The following is a 20,219-nucleotide window of genomic DNA, read 5'->3' on the forward strand; positions in this document are numbered from 1 at the left end:
GTGCACATCTCGCGAGTCGCCGAACACGCCAGGGCCGATCATGTCCTGTTCCACTTCAGTGACACCCATCTGATCGCCGCCGACACCGAGCTCTACGGTGCGGTCGACGCCGAAGCGCGGCTGTCCACCCTGCTCGGCCAGGCCGAGGCCAGCGGCATCGCACCGACCGCCATCGTCTTCACCGGCGACCTCACCGACCAGGGCGAGCCCGGCGCCTACCGCAAGCTGCGGGACCTGGTCGAGCCCTGGGCCGAGCGCATCGGCGCGCCTGTCGTGTGGGTCGCGGGCAATCACGACGAGCGCGGCACCCTGCGCGAGCACCTGCTCGACGAAACCCCGTCCGCCGCACCGTTCGACGTCGTCCACATGTTCGACGGCCTGCGCATCATCGCCCTCGACACCACGGTCCCGGGCCACCACTGGGGTGAGATCAGCGACGCCCAATTGACCTGGTTGCGAGACGTTCTCGCCGAACCCGCCCCCTTCGGCACCATCCTCGCCATGCACCACCCGCCGATCCCCTGCGTCCAGGACCTGGCCGTCCTGGTGGAGCTACGCGACCAGCGCCGCCTCGCCGACGTCCTCGACGGCACCGACGTGCGCGCCATTCTGGCCGGCCACCTGCACCTTTCGAGCCACGCCACCTTCGCGGGCATCCCCGTCTCGGTGGCGTCGGCCACCTGCTACAGCCAGGACATGGCGGCCGCCGAGGGCGGCCAGCGCGGCCGCGACGGCGCGCAGGCCTTCAACTACGTGCACATCTACCCCGACACCATCGTCCACTCGGTGGTCCCGATCGGCCACGGCCCCACCGTCGGCAAGCCCGCCGATCCGGAGCAGGCTGCCGCCCGTCTCGCCGACGCCGGCATCGTCATCCCGCCCGCGGCCCGCATCCCCCACGTCCTGCGCCGCCGGACCGAGGCCTCCGAGTCCGACGGCGAAACGGTTCTCTGACGGCGCCGGTCTGAACCCGAGCGCTGTTGGCGCTTTTCACACCGTTCGTCCGGTGCGATTGTAGGAACCGCGAATCCAGCTGCAACCAGGGCGAACATCCACGGTCATCGCAATACCTTCGGCATCCAGGTTCGGGCAGCGAAGCCCGGCACCTGCAGGAAGGACTACAGATGACCACGAGCAAGCGGATGCGGGCGCGCGTCGCCGCGGCGATCATGAGCGCGGCGGCGCTGGCCTGGCTGACCGGCATCAATACCGTTCGGGCCCAGGCCGATACCGCCGCCCCCACCATCCAGAACCTCGTCGACGCCATCAATTCCGGCGTGAAGACCGCCGGCAAGGCCCTCGCGGACACCGGCATATCCAGCGCCCCGCACTCGACCATCCCCTCCGGCAACGGTCCCCGGATGACCGACACCATCGCCGCGTTCACCTTCTCCCTCGCCAATGCGAACACGGCCCCCTCCGGCGCCAACGACTGGAACTGCAAACCCACTGCCGCGCACCCCGAACCGGTGGTGCTGCTGCACGGGTCGTGGATGAACGCCTACGACGGCTTCGCCTACCTGTCGCCCCAGATCAAACAGGCCGGATTCTGCGTGTACGCACTGAATTACGGCCAGGAGGGCCTGCTCCAGCAGGGCGGCCTGAGCGCGCTGGTGCCGGGCGTCAACGGCATTGCCCCCATGGAGGATTCGGCGAAGCAGGTCGCGACCTTCGTCGACAAGGTGCTCGCGTCGACCGGCGCGCACAAGGTCGACATCATCGGCCACTCGCAGGGCGGCCCGGTCGCCGACCAGTATCTGAAGTTCGGCGGCGGTGCGAGCAAGGTCGACCAGCTCATCACCTTCGGCGCGACGCACCACGGCACCAGCCTCGACGGCATCGCCACCCTGGGCCGGCGTCTCACCGACATGGGTTTCAACGCACTGGGATTCAGCCGGCTCCTGGTCGGTGAGGGCCTGATCGAACAGGTCGCCGGATCCACGTTCTACGCGACCCTCAACGCCTCCGGCGACACCGTCGCGGGCGTCCACTACACCAGCGTCGCCACCAACCACGACGAGATCTCCACCCCGTACGCCGCCACCTTCCTGACCGCGGGCCCCGGCGCGACCGTGAACAACGTGACGCTCCAGGACGGCTGCGGCATAGACCTCTCCGACCACCTGTCGATGATGTACTCCCAGCGCGCGGTCTCCATCGCGCTGCGCGCCCTCGACCCGTCCGGCCACCCGAACCTGGTCTGCGCCTTCAACCCTTACGCCCTCTGAGCCCCGAGCCCGTATCCGAGGCACAAGGTAAGCGTCGGATACGGGCCTCCACCGCCGACGGAGTCCGACCGACTGCCGGCACGATTCGAGTAGTCGAGTACTCGCGCTGCCTCGCTGCCCGACGACGATGATCAGAGCTTCCCTCGTGCACGACCACCGAGTGAGGATCGAGGATCAGCCATGACCAAGAACGTGCGCCTCGGCATCATCCGGGCTCGGCACAACTCCGCCGTCCCGGTCATCCCCGATGCCGCATGCATCGCCATGCTCATGACCGGTGAGCACGCGGTCCTGAAGTACTGGATCAACACCACCCGTGGACATCTGGATTTCATCGACTCACCGATGTTTCCGTGGGTGGACGTGACGCTGGGCGCCGACACCAGCCGGGCGGCACAGGCCAAGGCCGCCGTGGACGCGCTGCTCGCCAAGTTCCCCGATCCCAACCCGCTGGCCGGGCTGGACGGCCTGATCGTGCTGATCCATCCCGGAGCCGCCGGTTTCGGCGCCGGCGCCACCGGCGTTGCCGGTTTACCCACCGCGGTCCTCTCGGCCGGATTCAGCAATCACACGTTCATGTGCCACGAGACCGGTCACGTGCTCGGCTTCCAGCACACCTTCGGGCTGGACAACAACGGCACGGACTGGGACCCCAACGACGCCACGATCATCGTCGGCACCGAATACGGCTCCCCCTACGACCTGATGTCCTCGGCGTCGTTCGGCAGCCGCTGGCTGGGCGCGGGGCCGACCTACTCGGCCTCGCCGACCTTCGCCGGACCGGCCATCGCCGGCTGGCCCAATGCCGGCGCCTTCTCCATGGGACCGCATCTGTCGCGGGCGAACCTGCACCTGCACCTGCCCGATGCGCTGGCCGGCCGGGTCGTCGAGCAGGCCTTTCCGCAAGCCGGCGCGGGCCGGGTGTACGTGGAGTACCGCATCCCGGAAGGCTGGGACGCGGGATTGGATCCGGTCGGCCCCAGCCTGTCTCGCTCCGGCGTAGTCGTGCACTCGCTCGTCGATCAGCCGAATGTCGGCCTACGCGCGTGGTATCGCGGCAGCATCCCCACGGTGTCGATGGACCGCGATGTCACCGTCGCCATGACCCCGCTGGTCGTCCGCACCGACCACGTCGACGACCACTGGGTCGACGTGGCCGTCACCGTCGGCACCGAACGCCGGGTCGACATCGCGCGGGGAAACCACTCCGACGACATGGTCGGTGTCATCGGAGAACTCCAGCAGTCGAACAGCCCCTGCGGCGATCCGATCCGGAAGGGCTCGTTCGCGACGGCGACGACCGACCAGTTCGGCCTGCGCACAACAGGTTTCGGTGGGGTCGGAGAGCCCGTCGCGCCGGCGGCCACGGTCTCCTGGACGGTGGGCGGTGTGCCGGTGCCAGGACCCAGCGGGAAGGTCGACGTACCCGTCGGCGACGTGACCTTCCCGATCGACTACACCATCGACCCCGTGGTGTTCGAGTTGCAACTCACCTCGCGGGGCGGGGAACGCTACGAAACACCGGTCGCGGTCACCGTCACCGGCGACAGCGCCACCGCCACGGCGAGCGCCACATTCAGCGCCCTGGGCTGGTTCGACGGCATCCACCCCGATGACGTCGAGGCTCTGGGCAACTGCCTGCGGCGGATCGCCGACCGCTACCGTGTCGCGCCGCCCCCGTTCCGCAAACCCAGTCCCGACCCGCCCTGGACGCCGCCGGTGCTCCGGCGCCTGGCCGACGTGCGATGGTTCGACAAGGCGGTGCGACTGCTCGACGAGCTGCCGGGCCTGGAGGCCGAGGGCCGCAGCGCACTTCTACAGATCACGTCGTCACAGGTTCAACCGGTCCCCACGCTGCTGGATCGACTCGGGGCGGACGGCATCGATTTCAGCGTGCCGGAAGCCGAGCTGACCGATTGGCTCGACGACCCCGAATTCACGCCGTACCCGGCGATGGCCGAGGCGCTGCTGAAGCTGTTGGACGGCAACCGACTTCGACGCCCGGTGTTCCTGGATGTGATCGTCTTCAACTACGAGAATTCGCCGGGAAACCCATCGCCTCGCAGGGTGGAAGACGTCGACATGCGCGTGCTGAAGGCGGCGGTCGTCGACGGGTCGAACACTCGATACGGTGAGGCGGGTTCGGATTTCGGCGAGCTGCTCAGCGTCCGGTAGCCGAACCCCGAAGCCGATCAGGGAGTCGGACGCGGCCATTCGATCTGGGTGGGGTGGGTCGGGCCGTTGTCGTCGGTGGAGAAGTCGGGGCTGGGGTTGAAGAAGCTCCAGATGATGCCGAGGACCAGGATGATCCAGAGCAGGACCTTGCCGGCCTGCGAGACCAGGAGGGGGCGGGTCGGGGAGGCGGGGGTGAAGCCGGGCGGGAGGGCCGCCTCCGGTTCGGGGAGGGGGCCGTCACCGAAGACCTGCTTGAGGTAGGTGGGGGTGAGCATGAGCCAGTAGGCCTCGGTGCGGATCTGGACGCGCAGGACGGCCGCGGTGGCTTGGAAGAGGGCGGCGGGCATGCGCCCGGTGATCAGCACGATCAGCCAGACGATCGGGGAGATGACCATCCAGCCGGTGGACAGCCAGGTGGCCAGCAGCTGGATGGGGAAGCCCAGGATGAAGCGGAACAATACGGCCCAGCGGTTCAGGCGGGTGGGGGCCGGGAACAACACGCGCACCGGGTAATTCACATCGGTGTCGACGGTGAACGGCGGATACTCGTCGACCAGCAGGTACAGGTAGCCCTCGACCCGGGCCGTGTAGGCGAGCGTCCAGCGCAGGTAGTCGCCGCACCACTGCGGCAGAGCGCCGGTGAACAAGGCGCCGAACCAGCCGCAGATCGCCACCACGATCTGGCCCAGCGTCAGGATGAACAGCACGAACAGGTGCGGGATGGCCAGGATCAGGCGGAGCAACACGGTCCAGCGGCGCTGTTGCGCGGGCGGGAAGATATCGAGATCGACACTGGGTTCCGGCATCGGCTGCACCGGCATCGAAGCCGGCGGCATCGGCGGATATTCGACCATGGCGCACACTCGCTTCCTGGTCCGCTACGGCGGGAAATGACGTTTCCTGGTCAGCGTCCCACAGGAATTAAGGAGCGCGCCGAGGGCGCGCTCCACGAATTCAGGACTATGGGTTGGAATCGGGTGGCATTCAGTCGATCTTGACACCCAGGCCGTAGTCGAGGGTGTTGTGACCGACCGAGGTCACCACCAGCTCGTAGGAGCCGTTCACCGGCAAGGTGACCTTGGCCCACTGCTGCTGGTTGGCCAGCGTCCCGGTCGGGCCCTTGATGGTGACCACGGTGTCCGACCAGTACGGCGCGGCACTGATGATCATCGTCTGCCCACCCCGGGCATCGAGCCGATAGGTGTCATTGCTCCACCCCTGCAGGTGGCCGCTGACGAAGGCATTGTCGGTGCCCTTGGCGAAATGGATCTGACGCGCGCTGTCCGCGGCGGCCGGACCCGTGCCGAGAACGGTGGCGGTGGTCGTGGCGGCGGCGAGAACAGCGGCGGCGAGGAATTTCTTGTTCATGCCATCGATGGTCGGAGCCGCCACCAATCGGATTCCAACCAAACACTATCGGCCGGAATCCGGGCGGAGCGCGCGGCGGGTCAGGCCGCGCCGGATTCGAAGGCCGTCATGGTCCCCGCGATGGTGTCGGGCTTTTCCCAGGGGGCAGGTTCGGGGAAGTAGGTTTCCAGGAATTGCGAGACGGCGCGGACGCGTTCGGCTTCCGGGACCTCCGGGAAGCTGCCGTCGTTGAGGCAGAAGAAGTCGACGTTGCGGCGTTTGGCGAGGCCGTCGAGGAGGGCCAGGCCGGTGTAGCTGGTGGTGTCGACGTAGCGCATCTTCGCGGCTTCCTGGGGGACGGCGCGGCCGGTGAGCAGGGCGTAGTAGTGGTAGAGGGAATTGGTGACCGAGATGTCGGTGGCGGCGCGGAAGCGGCTGGCCCGGGTGCGGGCGAAGTCCTCGGCGAAGGCCTGCTCCATTTCCAGCAGGACGCTGCGGCGCAAGGGAACCGGGGTGTGCTCGAGGTGGCGGGTGATCACGTGGCCGAAGCGCTGGGACAGCAGGGCTCGGTTGACGCGGGCCGCGTTCTCGAAACCGCTGCGCCGCTCATTGTTCGCGCCCGGGCCGATCCGGGTGCCCGCCTCGATGTAGCGGCTGATGCCCGCGGGCGTGAAGAACATGGAGGGGCGCACCGGGCGCGCGAAGAACATGTCGTCGTTGGAGTAGAGGAAATGCTCCGACAAACCCTCGATGTGCTGCAATTGGCATTCCACCGCATGGGAATTGAAGATCGGCAGACCGCTGATATCCGAGAAATGATCCACGGCACGGACGATGGTGACCTTCGGGTCGTCGCCGAGCCAGTCGGGGACACGGGAATCGGTGGCGATGAAGATGCGGCGGATCCACGGAGCGTTCTTGTGCACCGAGCGCAGGGCGTAGCGCAGTTCGTCGATCTGGCGGATGCGGGCGTCGGCCTCGTCACCCTCGCCGACCACCACCTGCGCCAGCATTCCCGCACGGCGGGCCCGGAATTCGGGGTCGGAACCGTCCACCCAGGAGAACACGATGTCGATGTCGAAGCCGACGTCGGCGGTGTTGGGGGTGAACATGCCGGCCAGGGTGGGCCAGCTGGCGTCATAGAGGAGCACGGTCGAGGGCGCCACGTCGGCGACGTCGAAGACCATGCGGGTCAGCGCGTTCGGCCGCGGGCATTCCACGGTGTCGCCGTGATACTCCCACAGTTCCAGTTCCACGTGATGCGCCGGATCCAGGTCACGGCCGAGCCGGAAGACATTGTGCGGCTTCTCATTGCACGAGAAGCCGGCGACCATGGCCGCCCCCAGCACCCGTCTGAGCGCGGCTCGGTGGCCGCTGTCCACGGCCAGCACCAGCCGATGGTCGGCATCGCGAACCAGCAGGTAGGGGACGTCCGCGGCGGCCAGTTCGGCGCGCAGGTAACGCAGGTCGTCGATCACCGGTTGGGATACCACCAGATTCGCGACCGTCGCGCTGCCCACCATCTCCACCATCTCCGGCTGCTGCCCCGCACCCATATCCGCCATCGCCGTCTCCGCTCTCTTCGTGCTGTTCACCTCACGTCTTCGCGGCGTCACGCCGGCACGGCCGCCTACCGGCCCGGGATACGCCCGAGCCGGTACACGCCGTGAAATCTGTTGTGCAGTCAGAAGAACGGAGCGGACGGTGCTTCGGGTGTGTTTCCACGGGCGATCTTCACCGGGCGGTCATCGGCCGGTTACTCGCGTGACCTCGCTGGGTCGAGGGACTGTAACGAATGATGCAACCGTTATCGCTTCTCGTCAATCCGTTTCCCCGCAGGTCCAGAGGTGTTTTCACAGTCGTAACGGATGAAACACCCATATCCGGCAAGCCCCGGAGGCCACCGCGGAGACCAGCGGGCCACTGCGGCAACGGCATACACTTGCGGACAGCACAGTCCAGCCCGCTGTGCGGACCCAGATGGTGAGGGGACACAGATGGTAGCCGACGCCCGGGAACGTCAGGAGCCCTCGACGGACACGCAACCCGACCACCCCGAACTGGACGTTCTACCCGAGTGGCCGCAGGACACCATCGCGGTGCTGGTGACCACCGATCCCGGCCCGCACGCCATTCCCGTCTCCTGGCCGGTACGCGCCGGCGACCGGCGAATCCTGCTCAGCCTCAAGTCCGATCGCGGCTCGCTGGCCCGGCTGCGGGAGCGGCCGGAGCTGGCGCTGCTCATCCTGGGCGGCGGCAATGTGGCGTTGTGCGCCCGCGGCACCGGCAAGGTGATCGCGGATCCGCTGCCCGGCGCGGACGATTACGTGGCGGTGGAATTGACCGTCGACGTGATCGACGACCACCGTCAGTCGGCCTTCGCGGTCGTCTCGGGAATTCAGCGCACCGTCATCGACGACACCGAACTACGCTATCTGGAGAATCGGGTCGCCACCCTCGAAGCAATGGCGGCCGACCGCAACTGAGATCGAAGGAGATCGTGTGTCTGTCAGCTTGGCCAAGGGCGGAAATGTCTCGCTGTCCAAACAGGCCCCGAATCTGACCAAGGTCGCGGTGGCACTGGGCTGGGATGTGCGCACCACCACCGGCGCCGACTATGACCTCGACGCCAGCGCTCTGGCCTGCGGATCCAACCAGCGCGTGCTGTCGGACGCGCACTTCATCTTCTACAACAACCTGCGCTCCCCCGAAGGCACCATCGAGCACACCGGCGACAACCTCACCGGCGCGGGCGACGGCGACGACGAGGTGATCAATGTCGACCTGGCCGCCATGCCGCCGACCATCACCAATATCTTCTTCCCCGTCTCCATCCACGAGGCCGACGTCCGCCGCCAGTCCTTCGGCCAGGTCCGCAATGCCTACATCCGCGTCATCGACGCGGTCACCAACTCCGAACTGGCCCGCTTCGACCTCAGCGAGGACGCCTCCACCGAAACCGCCATGGTCTTCGGTGAGCTCTACCGCCACGGCCCCGAGTGGAAGTTCCGCGCCATCGGCCAGGGCTACGCCTCCGGCCTGGCCGGCATCGCCCGCGACTACGGCGTGAACGTATGATCGTCGCCTTCTCGGTGACACCCCTGGGCGTCGGCGCGGACGTGGGCCGCGCCGTCGCCGAGGCCGTCCGCATCGTGCGCGCCAGCGGCCTCCCCAACGAGACCAACTCCATGTTCACCACCCTCGAGGGTGACTGGGACGAGGTCATGGCCGTGGTCAAACAGGCCACCGACGCCATCACCGCGGTCGCCCCGCGCTGCAGCCTGGTCCTCAAGGCCGACATCCGCCCGGGCGTCACCGACGCGATGACAGCCAAGGTCGACACCGTCGAGCGCTATCTCGCCGACAACTGATCCAAACTTGGCGACAGGATGTCGCCAAGAGTGCTATCTTGGAGACACGCCGTCGCCAAGATAGGAGTTCACGGTGCCCAGAATCGACGCACCGACCGTGGCCGAGCATCGCGCCAATCAGGAGCAGGTGCTGCTCCGAGCCGCACGGGAACTGCTGCTGGACAAGGGCGTCGGAGCGGTCACCCCGGCAGCGGTAGGCGCGGCGGCAGGGCTGGCGCGCAGCAGTGTGTACAAGTACTTCCGGTCCGGTGAGGAAATCCTCGCGCGCATCGTCGCCGATTCCTTCGACGAGTGGGCGGAAGCCGTTCGCGCCGCGATGGATCGGGTGGACGGAGCCGACGCGCGGATCGCGACCTATGTGCGGGCCAGTCTGGAGGCGGCGCGCGCGGGGACCCATCGCATCGCCGTGCTCGGGGGCAACGGACTCACCGATAACGCGGCGCGGGAACAGATTTCGCGGGCACACCGGGAACTGTCGGAGCCGTTGCGGCAGGCGCTGGCCGCGCGGGGGGACGCCGAGCCGGAGCTGATGGCCGAACTCGTGGACGGCGCGCTCGGGCGCGCCATCGACCGGATCGACGCCGGGGACGGCTTCGACCGGGTTCTCGACGGCACCGCGCGATTCATCGGTCGCGCTTTGGATATCGCGAATCTCGAGGACTAGCAATGTTCGTCGTCATCAACGAACTGTTCGTGGCCGATGCCGATACACCGGTGTTCGAGCGGAATTTCGGGGCAAGCATGCACGGCACGCTCGCCGGGGTGCCGGGGCTGCTCCGCGCGCGGCTGCTCGGTCCTCGCGACGACGACCGGGCTTACCTGTCCATACTCGAATTCGCCGACGAGGACGCGTACGCGCGATTCCTGACCTCGGACGCCTTCGCCGCCGCCCATCGATGGCCCGGCCACGCGCCGATCCGGAGTAACCGGCTGACCACCTATACGACGGTGACCGAGGTCGGCGGGAAATGATAGGTCAGGAGATGCGCTGGCGGAGCCAGGCGGGGATCTCGTCGCCGGCTCGCGGGTAGGTGGCGAGTTCGCGGCGGCATTCGTCGGGCTCGGGAATGGGGAGCCAGTCGGGGATTTCCTTGAAGGACAAGGTGAATTGGGCCTTGGTGGAGTCGGCGCGGAGCAGGACCTGGCCGCTGAGCCAGGTGCCGGTCATCTGGTCGTAGCAGACTTCCTTGAGACGGTTGAGCAGCATGAGGACTTCCTCGGAGGGTGGTTGCTCCTCGGAGGGGACGCCGGACTCGGGGACGGGGGCGCCGGACAGCTCCAGCTGGAGTCCCGCGTGGCCGTCGTCGCCGACCAGGGAGAACCACAGCACCGCGAGAGTCCAGCCGGTGGGCAGCTCGTCGGTGAGGGCGCTGACCAGGGCGCTCTCCACCATGTCGCGATCGGCCGAGCGGGGCGCGGCGGGCGGTTCGGGGGCGGCGCCGGGGGTGTCCTCGACGGTTCTGACCACCAGGCCGGGACAGTGATCGCGCATGACCTCCACGACCGTGGGCACCGGCACGGGTAGTCGTTCGGCGACGATGTACAGCGGGCGGTCGACCTGGCGGCGGGCGATCACATCGCCGAGCGCCCGGACCCGGTGCCGGAACTCCTCCGGATCACGCAGCACCACTTCGGCGAAGAGTTCCGTGCGCCCGCCCTTGCGTAATCGGCCGACGCCCAGCCGGATCCGCTCCACCTCGCTCCACGCCACGTGCGGGAAACCGCGATACGTGAAGCCGTGCTCATTGAGCAGCAACGTCGGCTGCGGGCGGAACAGATCGTCGGCCATGGTGTAGACGCCGAAACCGAACACCGCCATGAGCACCCCGGCCACCACCCGCATGACCGGATGTTCCGCGTCGTTGAACACCACGAAACCCGGTAGCACGGTCATCACCAGGAAGAAGACCAGCGCGACGATCGCACCCGCTCTCCGCGGGTAGTACTCGGTGATCGATTCGCGCCCCGAAGCATGCACCCCTGTGACGCTAGCCGAAACCGGCCTCGCGCAACACCGCCGTTATCGCCCGGCATCGCCACCGCTATGCCGAATTTGCCAGGAATCACCATGATTCCGGGTCCGTCCGCTCGGCGGGTCAGCCGTGCGGCCAGTACCGATGCCAATCCTCGGCGGTCAGCGCGTCGCGCGTGCCTCGATCGATTTCCGCGGCGTCCTCGGCGGCGCGCACCGTGCCGGCGAAATCGAGAGTTGCCTTCCGCAGGCGTTCTTCGGCGCTGTCCGGCCCGCCGAGCTCCACCACCCGCAGGGCAGCGGGAATCAGCTCCTCCGGTAGACCCGCCTTGATGCCGCGCGAGCGCACCTTCTCCGCCAGCGCCAGCGCGGGCTGCGCCATGGCGATCCCGTCGAGGCAGGAGCGCCGCGCCTTCTCGGCGGATTTCCGCTCCTCCCAAGCCTTTTCCTGCGCAGCGATCTTCTCCGCCACCGACGCGCCGGGAGCGGTGAAGGCGTCGAGCGCGTCGCTCAGGTGCGGGCTGCGGTGCACCAGCTTGGCGACCAGCGCCGCCGCCACCTCCGCGACCGTGAATTCGCCTGCGGCCTCGGCGATCCGGGAGTGGAACAGCACCTGCAGCAGCAGATCGCCGAGCTCCTCCTTGATGGTCTCGGCGTCCTCGTCCTGAATGGCGTCGAGCAGCTCGTAGGTCTCCTCCAGCAGGTAGGGGCGCAGCGAATCATGGGTCTGCGTCACCTCCCAGCCGCCGAAGTTCCACAGCCGATCCATCACCTCGACGGCCTCGCCCAGCGCCTCGGTCATGCGCGCGGTATCGGCCGCGGTCTCGGCGGCGACCCCCTCCCCCGATGTCATCGGTCGGCCATCACCTCGGCCGGAACCCGGACATCCACGGCGCCGGGCGCCTTTCCGTCCAGGGCGAGCAGCAGATCGGCCACGAACTGCAGCACCTGGACGTCGCGGACGCGGGCCGCGCCGACGCTGTCCTCCACCCGCGGCAGCGGCAGCTGGACGATGCCGGTGGCCGCGCGGTAGGTGGCGTTCGGGTAGAGCCGCTTGAGCCGCAGCTGCTTGGAGTCCGGCAGTTGCAGCGGCGACACCTTCACCGTGGTCCCGGTGACTCCGATCTCGGCGATCGAGTAGGCGCGGGCCAGCAACCGCAGCTTGGCCACCGACACCAGGCGGCCCACCTCCACCGGCAGCGGCCCGTACCGGTCCACCAGCTCCTCGACCACGGCCGACAGCCCCGAATCGTCCTGGGCGGCGGCGAGTTTGCGGTACGCCTCCAGCCGCAGGCGGTCGGAGGTGATGTAGTCCGGCGGAATGTGCGCGTCCACGGGCAGGTCGATGCGCACCTCCTTGACCTCCTCGTCCACCGAGATCGGGCGGCCGTCGGCGGCGGCGCGATACGCCTCCACCGCCTCCCCGACCAGGCGCACGTAGAGGTCGAAGCCGACGCCCGCGACATGGCCGGACTGTTCGGCGCCCAGCACGTTGCCCGCGCCGCGAATCTCCAGGTCCTTCATGGCCACCGCCATGCCCGCGCCCAGATCCGAGTTCTGCGAGATGGTGGCGAGCCGGTCGTAGGCGGTCTCGGTGAGCGGCTTCTCCGGCGGGTACAGGAAGTAGGCGTACCCGCGTTCCCGCGACCGGCCGACGCGGCCGCGCAACTGGTGCAGCTGCGAAAGGCCCAGGGCGTCGGCGCGTTCCACCAGCAAGGTGTTGGCGTTGGAGATGTCCAGACCGGTCTCGATGATGGTGGTGCACACCAGCACATCGAATTCCCGCTCCCAGAAGCCCTGCACGGTCTTCTCGAGCATGTCCTCGTTCATCTGCCCGTGCGCGACCACCACCCGGGCCTCCGGCACCAGATCGCGAATCTTCTTGGCCGCCTTGTCGATCGACGACACCCGGTTGTGCACGTAGAACACCTGGCCGTCGCGCAGCAGCTCACGGCGGATGGCCGCGGCCACCTGCTTGTCGTTGTAGGCGCCGACATAGGTGAGGACGGGATGCCGTTCCTCGGGCGGGGTGAGGATGGTCGACATCTCGCGGATGCCCGCCAGCGACATTTCCAGGGTGCGCGGAATCGGCGTCGCGGACATGGTCAGCACGTCCACGTGCGTACGCAGCGCCTTGATGTGCTCCTTGTGCTCGACGCCGAAACGCTGCTCCTCGTCGACGATGACCAGACCGAGATCCTTCCAGCGCACGCCCGTCTGCAACAGCCGGTGCGTGCCCACCACGATGTCGACATCCTTGGTGGTCATGCCCTCCAGGATCTCTCGCGATTCGGCGGCGTCGGTGAACCGGGACAGGCCCTTCACCACCACCGGGAATCCGGCCATCCGCTCGGTGAAGGTCTGCAGATGCTGCTGCGCCAGCAGCGTGGTCGGCACCAGCACCGCCACCTGCTTGCCGTCCTGCACCGCCTTGAAGGCCGCGCGCACCGCGATCTCGGTCTTGCCGTAGCCGACATCACCACAGATGACGCGGTCCATCGGGACCGCCTTCTCCATATCGGACTTCACCTCGGCGATGGCCGAGAGCTGGTCGACGGTCTCGGTGAACGCGAACGCGTCCTCCATCTCCTGCTGCCACGGGGTATCCGGGGCGAAGGCGTGACCGGGCGCGGCCTGGCGGGCGGCGTAGAGCTGCACCAGCTCGGTGGCGATCTCGCGAACCGCCTTGCGCGCCTTGCGTTTGGTATTGGCCCAGTCCGAACCGCCCAGCTTGGACAGCGACGGCATCTCGCCGCCGACATAGCGGGACAGCTGGTCGAGGGAGTCCATCGGCACGAACAGCCGGTCGCCGGGCTGGCCGCGCTTGCCGGGCGCGTATTCGATGACCAGGTACTCGCGGCGCGCGCCGCCGATGGTGCGCTCGATCATCTCCACGAAGCGGCCGATGCCGTGCTGATCGTGCACCACCATGTCGCCCGCGGTCAGGGCCAGCGGATCGACCTGGTTGCGGCGGCGGGCGGGCAGCTTCTTGCCTTCGCCGGGTGCGGTGACCCGGTTGCCGGTGAGGTCGGATTCGGCGATCACCACCAGTTTGGCGTCGTCGAACACCATGCCGTCGTGCAGCGAACCGCACAGCACGCCGACCAGTCCGCGGACCGGCTCGGCGCCGGCGTCCAGCGCCGCGGCGGGCACCTCGGCGTCGGCGAGGCGTTCCAGAATGCGTTGCGCCGTACCGTGTCCCGCCACCACGATGACCGCGCGGCCGCCGGTGGCGACGTGCGCGCGCAGCGAGGCGAAGATGGTGGCGACCAGTTCCTCCGAACCGCGCGCGGAAGCGGCCGCCAGCACCGGCAGCACGATCTCGTCCGGGGCGTCGGCGGCCAGCGGGCTCAGCGTCCACCACGGCAGGCCGCGGCGGTCGGCGTCGGCGCGCACCACGTCCAGGCCGCGATAGCCGGAGGCGGCCAGGTCCAGGCCGTGCGCGCCCAGCGGCGCGGCCCCGCCGAAGGAAGCCGCCGTCCACGACGCCTCCAGGAATTCCTGCCCGGTGCGCACCAGGTCGGCGGCGCGGGTGCGAACCTTCTCCGGATCGCACAGCAGCACATGGGTTTCCGCGGGCAGCGCGTCCACGAGCAGCTGGAGTTCGCCGGGCTGCAGCACCGGCAGCAGCGCCTCCATACCCTCCACCGGGATGCCCTCGGCGATCTTCTCCAGCATCTCCACCAGCGCGGCGTCGGCCGGATTGTCGGCGGCCACCTGGGCGGCCCGCTCGCGCAGGGCGTCGGTCAGCAGCAGTTCGCGGCAGGGCGGCGCGACCACCAGATCGATCGGCACCTCATGGATGGAACGCTGGTCCTGCACCGAGAAGGCGCGCAGTTCGGAGACCTCGTCACCCCAGAACTCCACGCGCACAGGATGATCCGCGGTGGGCGGGAAAAGGTCCAGAATTCCGCCGCGGACCGCGAATTCGCCGCGTTTGCCGACCATGTCGACCCGCTCATAGGCGAATTCCACCAGCCGCGTGAGCAATTCGTCGAAGTCGAACTCGGCGCCGGGCCGCAGCACGATCGGCTCGACCTCCCCCAGCCCCGCCGCCATCGGCTGCATGAGCGAGCGCACCGTGGTCACCACCACCCGCAGCGGCCCGGTCACCCCCGGATCCTCGGGATGCGCCAGCCGCCGCAATACCTGCATCCGTCGGCCCACCGTGTCCGCCCCCGGCGAGAGCCGCTCGTGCGGCAGCGTCTCCCACGACGGGAACAGCGCGACCGTATCGCCCAGGATCTCGGTCAGCTCGGCGGTCAGATCATCGGCCTCGCGCCCGGTGGCCGTCACCACCAGCAGCGGCCGCTTCCCGGCGATGGTCGAGGCCACGAACGGCCGCACCGCCGACGGCGCGACCAACCTGGCCTCCGCGCGCCCGATCAGGCTCGCGACCTGCGTCAACGCGGCGTCGGCACCCGCCACCGCAGCAAGTCCCGACAGAGGCGGACGATCGGTGGTCATGCGGAGACTCCTCGGCGCGGATCAGCGTTTCAGAACGACCAACCGAGTCTAGTGATGCCCGACGACAGCCCGCATCAGCCCCATGCCACGACCCCTCACTCCGAACCCCCGGAACGATACCTCGCAGTTCGCGGCCGTCCCGATTCTGGACTGCGCTCCGCCTCCCCGCGCTTGGAGCGGGGAGCGAAGCGGAGGAGCGGAGGAGGGAAGAATCGGGACCAGGGGCCGCGAACCCGCCCGTAGCGAAGCGGAGGGCCAATAGTTACTGCACGTAGCGGCGTAGGCGGCGGGCGGCGAACTCGCGGAAGTAAGCGACCTTCTCCTGAGGGACGATCGAGGGCAGGAGGAAGTACCAGGCGCGTTCCATGCGGGTCGCCATCTGGTCGATGGACTCGGTGCTGACCGCGACGATGTGGACGCCGGTGGTCATCTCCTGTAGGAGCATGCCGATGGTGTCGGGGTCGAGGTCGGGCTCGAGGTCGCCCTGGGTGATGGCGCGTTCGGCGAGCAAACGGTGCGTCTCGCCCCAGGTCTTGGCGATGTTGTCACCCGTCGCGCCGCGGTAATCGCCGATCTGATGGGTGAGTTTGAGCATCGCGCCGACCATGGGGTCGTTCATGGTGAGATCGGCGACCACGTAGGTGATCCCGATGCACGCCTCCAGCGCGGGCACCCGCGGATCGAAGAAACCCTGGCATGCGCTGATCAGTCGCTCATTGCCCTGATCGACGACCGCGCGCGCCAGTTCTTCCTTGGAGCCGAAGTGAAAGTACAAGGCGCCCTTGGTCACATTCGACTGCGCGATGATCTCGGACAGGGACGCGTTCGCGTAGCCCAGCCGGAGAAAGACATCGGCAGCGCCCGCGAGCACGGAATCGCGAGTGATCTCCGCACGCGCTTGCCTAGCCATCAGATCCGCCCGTCATCAAACCAGCCATCCTGAAGTAGACCGCCATCCCGAAGTTGACCGACATCACAGTTCGAACAGCACTCGAAGGATGGGTGAACCGTACCACCCGGCTGCGTGCTGCCAGCCGATTCGAGCATTCGACCCGTCCTCCTTCGCAATTCGCTGGTTAACTGTCCAGTTCTGCCCCGCTATGACAGACATATCAGACCAAAATTCAGACCGCAGGGTTCTATAACCCCTTGCCGCTCGGCCATTCCGACGCCAGCTTCGGTTCCGCCTCCAAATGCGTGAGTCCGTTCCAGCACAGATTCACCAGGTGCGCGGCCACCACTTCCTTCGACGGCTGGCGCTCGTCCAGCCACCAGGTCGCCGCCGTCGCAACCATTCCCACCAGCGCCTGCCCGTACAGCGTCGCCAGAGTCGGATCCAGACCGCGCCGTTCGAAATCCCCGGCGAGAATATGGGCCACCTGATTCACGGCCTCGTTGAGCAGACTCGAATACGTGCCCTCGGCCGCCGACACCGGCTGATCCCGCATCAGGATCCGGAAGCCGTCGGTGCGCTCCTCCATATAAGTGAGCAACGCCAGCGCCACCTGCTCGAGCCGCACCCGCGAACGGTTCTGGGTGAGCGAGGACGTGATCATCTCGAGCAGCGTCGACATCTCCCGATCAACGACGACGGCGTAGAGCCCCTCCTTGCCGCCGAAGTGCTCGTACACCACCGGTTTCGAGACCTGCGCCCGCGCCGCGATCTCCTCGATCGAGGTGGCGTCGTAGCCACGCTCGGCGAACAGCGCCCGCCCGATCTCGATGAGCTGCTGACGGCGCTGGGTGCCGGTCATGCGCGCCCGCGCCGGCCGTTGGCCTTCGCCAGCCGTCATCGCCCACCTGCCCCTTTCGCCCTCGCCGCGAGCACCTTTGCGGGGTCGCGCGCCCCGCGCCCACCGCGGTTCGGTAGGTAGCCTATCGACAGACACGATCGACACTGTGTAAGCGGTTCGACGTGGAGGCGTACTTCATGCGAGGATCAGACCCGCATGACGCTGCAATCCGCCGTGGTGTAATGGCAGCACAACTGATTTTGGTTCAGTTTGTCCAGGTTCGAGTCCTGGCGGCGGAGCTCGCGCGCAGGGTCGCTATGGTTGGCCCCGCACAACCTGACTCAGCACACGATGACTGGCAGCCGAGGGAGATCCATGCCACAGGAGACCGCCGTCGTCGTTCTCGCCGCCGGAGCCGGAACCCGAATGCGGTCCAAAACACCCAAGGTGTTGCACCCGCTGGCCGGCCGGAGCATGCTCGCGCACGCGCTGCATGCCGCGCACGAGATCGACCCAACGTCGCTCATCACCGTGATCGGCCACGATCGCGAACAGGTCGGCGACGCGGTCGGCAAGGTGGGAGCGGAACTCGGCCGCCCGATCACCCTCGCGGTACAGAACGAGCAGCGCGGCACCGGCCACGCCGTGCAGTGCGCGCTCACCTCGCTGCCCGAAGATTTCGCGGGCGATGTCCTCGTCACCTACGCCGACGTACCGCTGCTGGACGGCCACACCCTGCACGCGCTGCTCGACGAGCACCGCAGCTACTCCGACGGATCCGCCGCCACCGTACTGACTTTCGTGCCCGAGGACCCGAACGGCTACGGCCGCATCGTGCGCGATGACGAGGGCCGCGTCATGGAGATCGTCGAGCACGCCGACGCCACCCCGGAGCAGGCCGCGATCACCGAGGTCAACTCCGGCGTCTACGTCTTCGACGCGGCCGTGCTGCGAATCATGATCTCGCGCATCGACACCGCCAACGCCCGCCACGAGCTGTACCTGACCGACGTACTGAAACTGGCCCGCGAGGCCGGACACCCGGTGCACGGCGCGCGGCTGGTCGATTCCGCCAAGGTCACCGGCGTGAACGACCGGGTGCAGCTGGCCGGTGCGGCCAAGACCCTGAACCGCTACATCCTGGAGCGGCACATGCGCGCCGGGGTCACCATCATCGATCCGGGCACCACATGGATCGACGGCAATGTGGTGATCGGCCGCGACACCGTCATCCGGCCGGGCGTTCAGCTGTTGGGCGACACCGTGATCGGCGAGGACGCCGAGATCGGCCCCGACTGCACGCTCACCGATGTCACCGTCGGCGACCGCGCCAAGGTGGTCCGCACCCACGGCGAGAAGTCCAGCATCGGCGCGGGCGCCAACGTCGGCCCGTTCGCCTATCTGCGGCCCGGCACCTCGCTCGGCGAGGAGGGCAAGATCGGCGGCTTCGTCGAGACCAAGAACGCCACCATCGGCGCGCACTCCAAGGTCCCGCATCTGACCTATGTGGGCGACGCCACCATCGGCGAGTACAGCAATATCGGCGCATCCAGCGTGTTCGTGAACTACGACGGCGTCAAGAAGCACCACACCACGGTCGGCTCGCATGTGCGGACCGGTAGCGACACCATGTTCGTCGCCCCGGTCACCGTGGGTGACGGCGCCTACTCGGCGGCGGGTACTGTACTGCGCAGAAACGTTCCTCCGGGGGCGCTCGCGGTATCGGGTGGAGCACAGCGCAATCTCGAGGGTTGGGTGCAGCGCAATCGCCCCGGTACCGATGCCGCCCGCGCGGCCGAAGCGGCTCTCGCTTCGAACCCGGAGGATGCGGGAACCACCGAGAAAACCAACGAGCAAAAGGATGGCGAACGTCAGTGACCGCGTTCTCTACCGATAACCAGAAGAATCTGATGCTGTTCTCGGGACGCGCTCATCCCGAGCTCGCCGAGGCGGTGGCGAAGGAACTCAACGTCCACGTCACCCCCCAGACCGCTCGTGATTTCGCGAACGGCGAGACCTTCGTCCGGTTCGAGGAATCGGTCCGCGGCTCCGACGCCTTCGTGCTGCAGAGCTTCCCCGCACCGCTGAACCAGTGGGTCATGGAGCACCTGATCATGATCGACGCGCTCAAGCGCGGTTCGGCCAAGCGCATCACCTCGGTGCTGCCGTTCTACCCCTACGCCCGCCAGGACAAGAAGCACCGCGGCCGCGAGCCCATCTCGGCCCGCCTGATCGCGGACCTGCTCAAGACCGCGGGCGTGGACCGGATCATCACCATCGACCTGCACACCGATCAGATCCAGGGCTTCTTCGACGGCCCGGTCGATCACATGCACGCGCAGGTACAGCTGGCCGAGCACATCCGCAACAACTACGACCTGTCCAACATCACGGTCGTCTCCCCCGACGCCGGCCGGGTGAAGGTCGCCGAGAAGTGGGCCAACTCGCTGGCGGACGCGCCGATGGCGTTCATCCACAAGACCCGCGACCCGCTGGTCCCCAACCAGACCGTCTCCAACCGCGTGGTCGGTGAGGTCGAGGGTCGCACCTGCATCCTGATCGACGACATGATCGACACCGGCGGCACCATCGCCGGCGCGGTCAAGGTGCTCAAGGCCGCCGGCGCGGGCGACGTGGTCATCGCCGCCACCCACGGCATCCTGTCCGACCCGGCCGCCGAGCGTCTCGCCAACTGCGGGGCCAAGGAGGTCGTGGTCACCAATACGCTGCCGATCGACGAGGCCAAGAAGTTCCCGACCCTGACCGTGCTGTCGATCGCGCCGCTGCTGGCGCAGACGATCCGCGAGGTCTTCGAGAACGGCTCGGTCACCGGCCTTTTCAACGGGAACGCCTGACAGACGACGGGGCCACATCCCCGACCAGCACCAACCGAGCGCCCCTCCTGTTCGCGGGAGGGGCGCTTCTG

At 67.8% G+C, this 20,219-nt stretch carries 18 protein-coding genes and 1 tRNA gene; 11 read left to right on the forward strand and 8 right to left on the reverse strand.

Features of this window, described 5'->3' with window-relative positions; genetic code table 11:
* The 3 genes from ABZ412_RS13945 to ABZ412_RS13955 all read left to right on the forward strand — a co-directional run bounded on the left by ABZ412_RS13945 (position 1) and on the right by ABZ412_RS13955 (position 4,403).
* Positions 1 to 954 carry a metallophosphoesterase gene (locus ABZ412_RS13945; RefSeq protein WP_357280359.1) on the forward strand — a complete coding sequence of 318 codons (954 nt, stop codon included), beginning with the start codon at positions 1 to 3 and terminating at the stop codon, positions 952 to 954.
* 170 nt (positions 955 to 1,124) lie between these two features.
* On the forward strand, positions 1,125 to 2,228 hold the full coding sequence (locus ABZ412_RS13950; protein WP_357280362.1) for an alpha/beta fold hydrolase: 1,104 nt from the start codon (positions 1,125 to 1,127) through the stop codon (positions 2,226 to 2,228).
* Positions 2,229 to 2,408: 180 nt separating this feature from the next.
* Positions 2,409 to 4,403, forward strand: coding sequence for a hypothetical protein (locus tag ABZ412_RS13955; protein WP_357280364.1), 1,995 nt, complete (start codon positions 2,409 to 2,411; stop codon positions 4,401 to 4,403).
* A 17-nt stretch (positions 4,404 to 4,420) separates the two neighbouring features.
* Here ABZ412_RS13955 and ABZ412_RS13960 read toward each other — a convergent pair whose 3' ends face one another.
* The 3 genes from ABZ412_RS13960 to ABZ412_RS13970 all read right to left on the reverse strand — a co-directional run bounded on the left by ABZ412_RS13960 (position 4,421) and on the right by ABZ412_RS13970 (position 7,282).
* Entirely contained in the window at positions 4,421 to 5,209 is a 789-nt protein-coding gene (locus tag ABZ412_RS13960) for a DUF4389 domain-containing protein (protein WP_357280367.1), read from the reverse strand.
* 178 nt (positions 5,210 to 5,387) lie between these two features.
* Positions 5,388 to 5,771 carry a hypothetical protein gene (locus tag ABZ412_RS13965; RefSeq protein WP_357280370.1) on the reverse strand — a complete coding sequence of 128 codons (384 nt, stop codon included), beginning with the start codon at positions 5,769 to 5,771 and terminating at the stop codon, positions 5,388 to 5,390.
* Positions 5,772 to 5,851: 80 nt separating this feature from the next.
* On the reverse strand, positions 5,852 to 7,282 hold the full coding sequence (locus ABZ412_RS13970) for a stealth family protein (protein ID WP_357280852.1): 1,431 nt from the start codon (positions 7,280 to 7,282) through the stop codon (positions 5,852 to 5,854).
* Positions 7,283 to 7,747: 465 nt separating this feature from the next.
* Here ABZ412_RS13970 and ABZ412_RS13975 point away from each other — a divergent pair, with 465 nt between their 5' ends.
* From ABZ412_RS13975 to ABZ412_RS13995, 5 genes are all read left to right on the forward strand, one after another.
* Positions 7,748 to 8,236: a hypothetical protein gene (locus ABZ412_RS13975; protein ID WP_357280372.1), complete on the forward strand. Its 489-nt coding sequence runs from the start codon at positions 7,748 to 7,750 to the stop codon at positions 8,234 to 8,236.
* Between the two features lie 16 nt (positions 8,237 to 8,252).
* On the forward strand, positions 8,253 to 8,828 hold the full coding sequence (locus ABZ412_RS13980; protein ID WP_357280374.1) for a TerD family protein: 576 nt from the start codon (positions 8,253 to 8,255) through the stop codon (positions 8,826 to 8,828).
* Positions 8,825 to 9,121 carry an MTH1187 family thiamine-binding protein gene (locus tag ABZ412_RS13985; RefSeq protein ID WP_357280376.1) on the forward strand — a complete coding sequence of 99 codons (297 nt, stop codon included), beginning with the start codon at positions 8,825 to 8,827 and terminating at the stop codon, positions 9,119 to 9,121. The genes ABZ412_RS13980 and ABZ412_RS13985 overlap by 4 nt, the downstream gene beginning before the upstream one ends.
* A gap of 73 nt (positions 9,122 to 9,194) precedes the next feature.
* Positions 9,195 to 9,785 (forward strand): TetR family transcriptional regulator, encoded by a 591-nt coding sequence (locus tag ABZ412_RS13990; RefSeq protein WP_357280379.1) that lies wholly within the window; start codon positions 9,195 to 9,197, stop codon positions 9,783 to 9,785.
* 2 nt (positions 9,786 to 9,787) lie between these two features.
* Positions 9,788 to 10,093, forward strand: coding sequence for an antibiotic biosynthesis monooxygenase (locus ABZ412_RS13995; protein ID WP_357280381.1), 306 nt, complete (start codon positions 9,788 to 9,790; stop codon positions 10,091 to 10,093).
* A 4-nt stretch (positions 10,094 to 10,097) separates the two neighbouring features.
* Here the strand turns inward: ABZ412_RS13995 and ABZ412_RS14000 are convergent, their stop codons facing one another.
* The 5 genes from ABZ412_RS14000 to ABZ412_RS14020 form a co-directional block, all read right to left on the reverse strand.
* A complete protein-coding gene (locus tag ABZ412_RS14000) occupies positions 10,098 to 11,099 on the reverse strand; it encodes a hypothetical protein (RefSeq protein ID WP_357280383.1) in 1,002 nt (333 codons plus the stop codon).
* Positions 11,100 to 11,217: 118 nt separating this feature from the next.
* Positions 11,218 to 11,895, reverse strand: a complete 678-nt coding sequence (locus ABZ412_RS14005; protein WP_357280854.1) for a MazG family protein — start codon at positions 11,893 to 11,895, stop codon at positions 11,218 to 11,220.
* Positions 11,896 to 11,942: 47 nt separating this feature from the next.
* Positions 11,943 to 15,560 (reverse strand): transcription-repair coupling factor, encoded by a 3,618-nt coding sequence (gene mfd, locus ABZ412_RS14010; protein ID WP_357280385.1) that lies wholly within the window; start codon positions 15,558 to 15,560, stop codon positions 11,943 to 11,945.
* A 262-nt stretch (positions 15,561 to 15,822) separates the two neighbouring features.
* Positions 15,823 to 16,470 carry a TetR/AcrR family transcriptional regulator gene (locus ABZ412_RS14015; protein ID WP_357280388.1) on the reverse strand — a complete coding sequence of 216 codons (648 nt, stop codon included), beginning with the start codon at positions 16,468 to 16,470 and terminating at the stop codon, positions 15,823 to 15,825.
* Between the two features lie 229 nt (positions 16,471 to 16,699).
* Positions 16,700 to 17,314, reverse strand: a complete 615-nt coding sequence (locus ABZ412_RS14020; protein ID WP_357280857.1) for a TetR/AcrR family transcriptional regulator — start codon at positions 17,312 to 17,314, stop codon at positions 16,700 to 16,702.
* A gap of 207 nt (positions 17,315 to 17,521) precedes the next feature.
* On the opposite strand from ABZ412_RS14020, the gene ABZ412_RS14025 reads away from it, so the two are divergent.
* The 3 genes from ABZ412_RS14025 (at position 17,522) to ABZ412_RS14035 (ending at position 20,148) form a co-directional block, all read left to right on the forward strand.
* Positions 17,522 to 17,592: transfer RNA gene (locus ABZ412_RS14025), tRNA-Gln, on the forward strand.
* 76 nt (positions 17,593 to 17,668) lie between these two features.
* Positions 17,669 to 19,171 (forward strand): bifunctional UDP-N-acetylglucosamine diphosphorylase/glucosamine-1-phosphate N-acetyltransferase GlmU, encoded by a 1,503-nt coding sequence (gene glmU, locus ABZ412_RS14030; RefSeq protein WP_357280390.1) that lies wholly within the window; start codon positions 17,669 to 17,671, stop codon positions 19,169 to 19,171.
* Positions 19,168 to 20,148, forward strand: coding sequence for a ribose-phosphate diphosphokinase (locus tag ABZ412_RS14035; protein WP_357280393.1), 981 nt, complete (start codon positions 19,168 to 19,170; stop codon positions 20,146 to 20,148). Before glmU ends, ABZ412_RS14035 begins: the two co-directional genes overlap by 4 nt.
* Positions 20,149 to 20,219: the final 71 nt, after the last annotated feature.

The sequence above is a fragment of the Nocardia sp. NPDC005746 genome (genome assembly GCF_040630785.1).
Taxonomy (GTDB): Bacteria; Actinomycetota; Actinomycetes; order Mycobacteriales; family Mycobacteriaceae; genus Nocardia.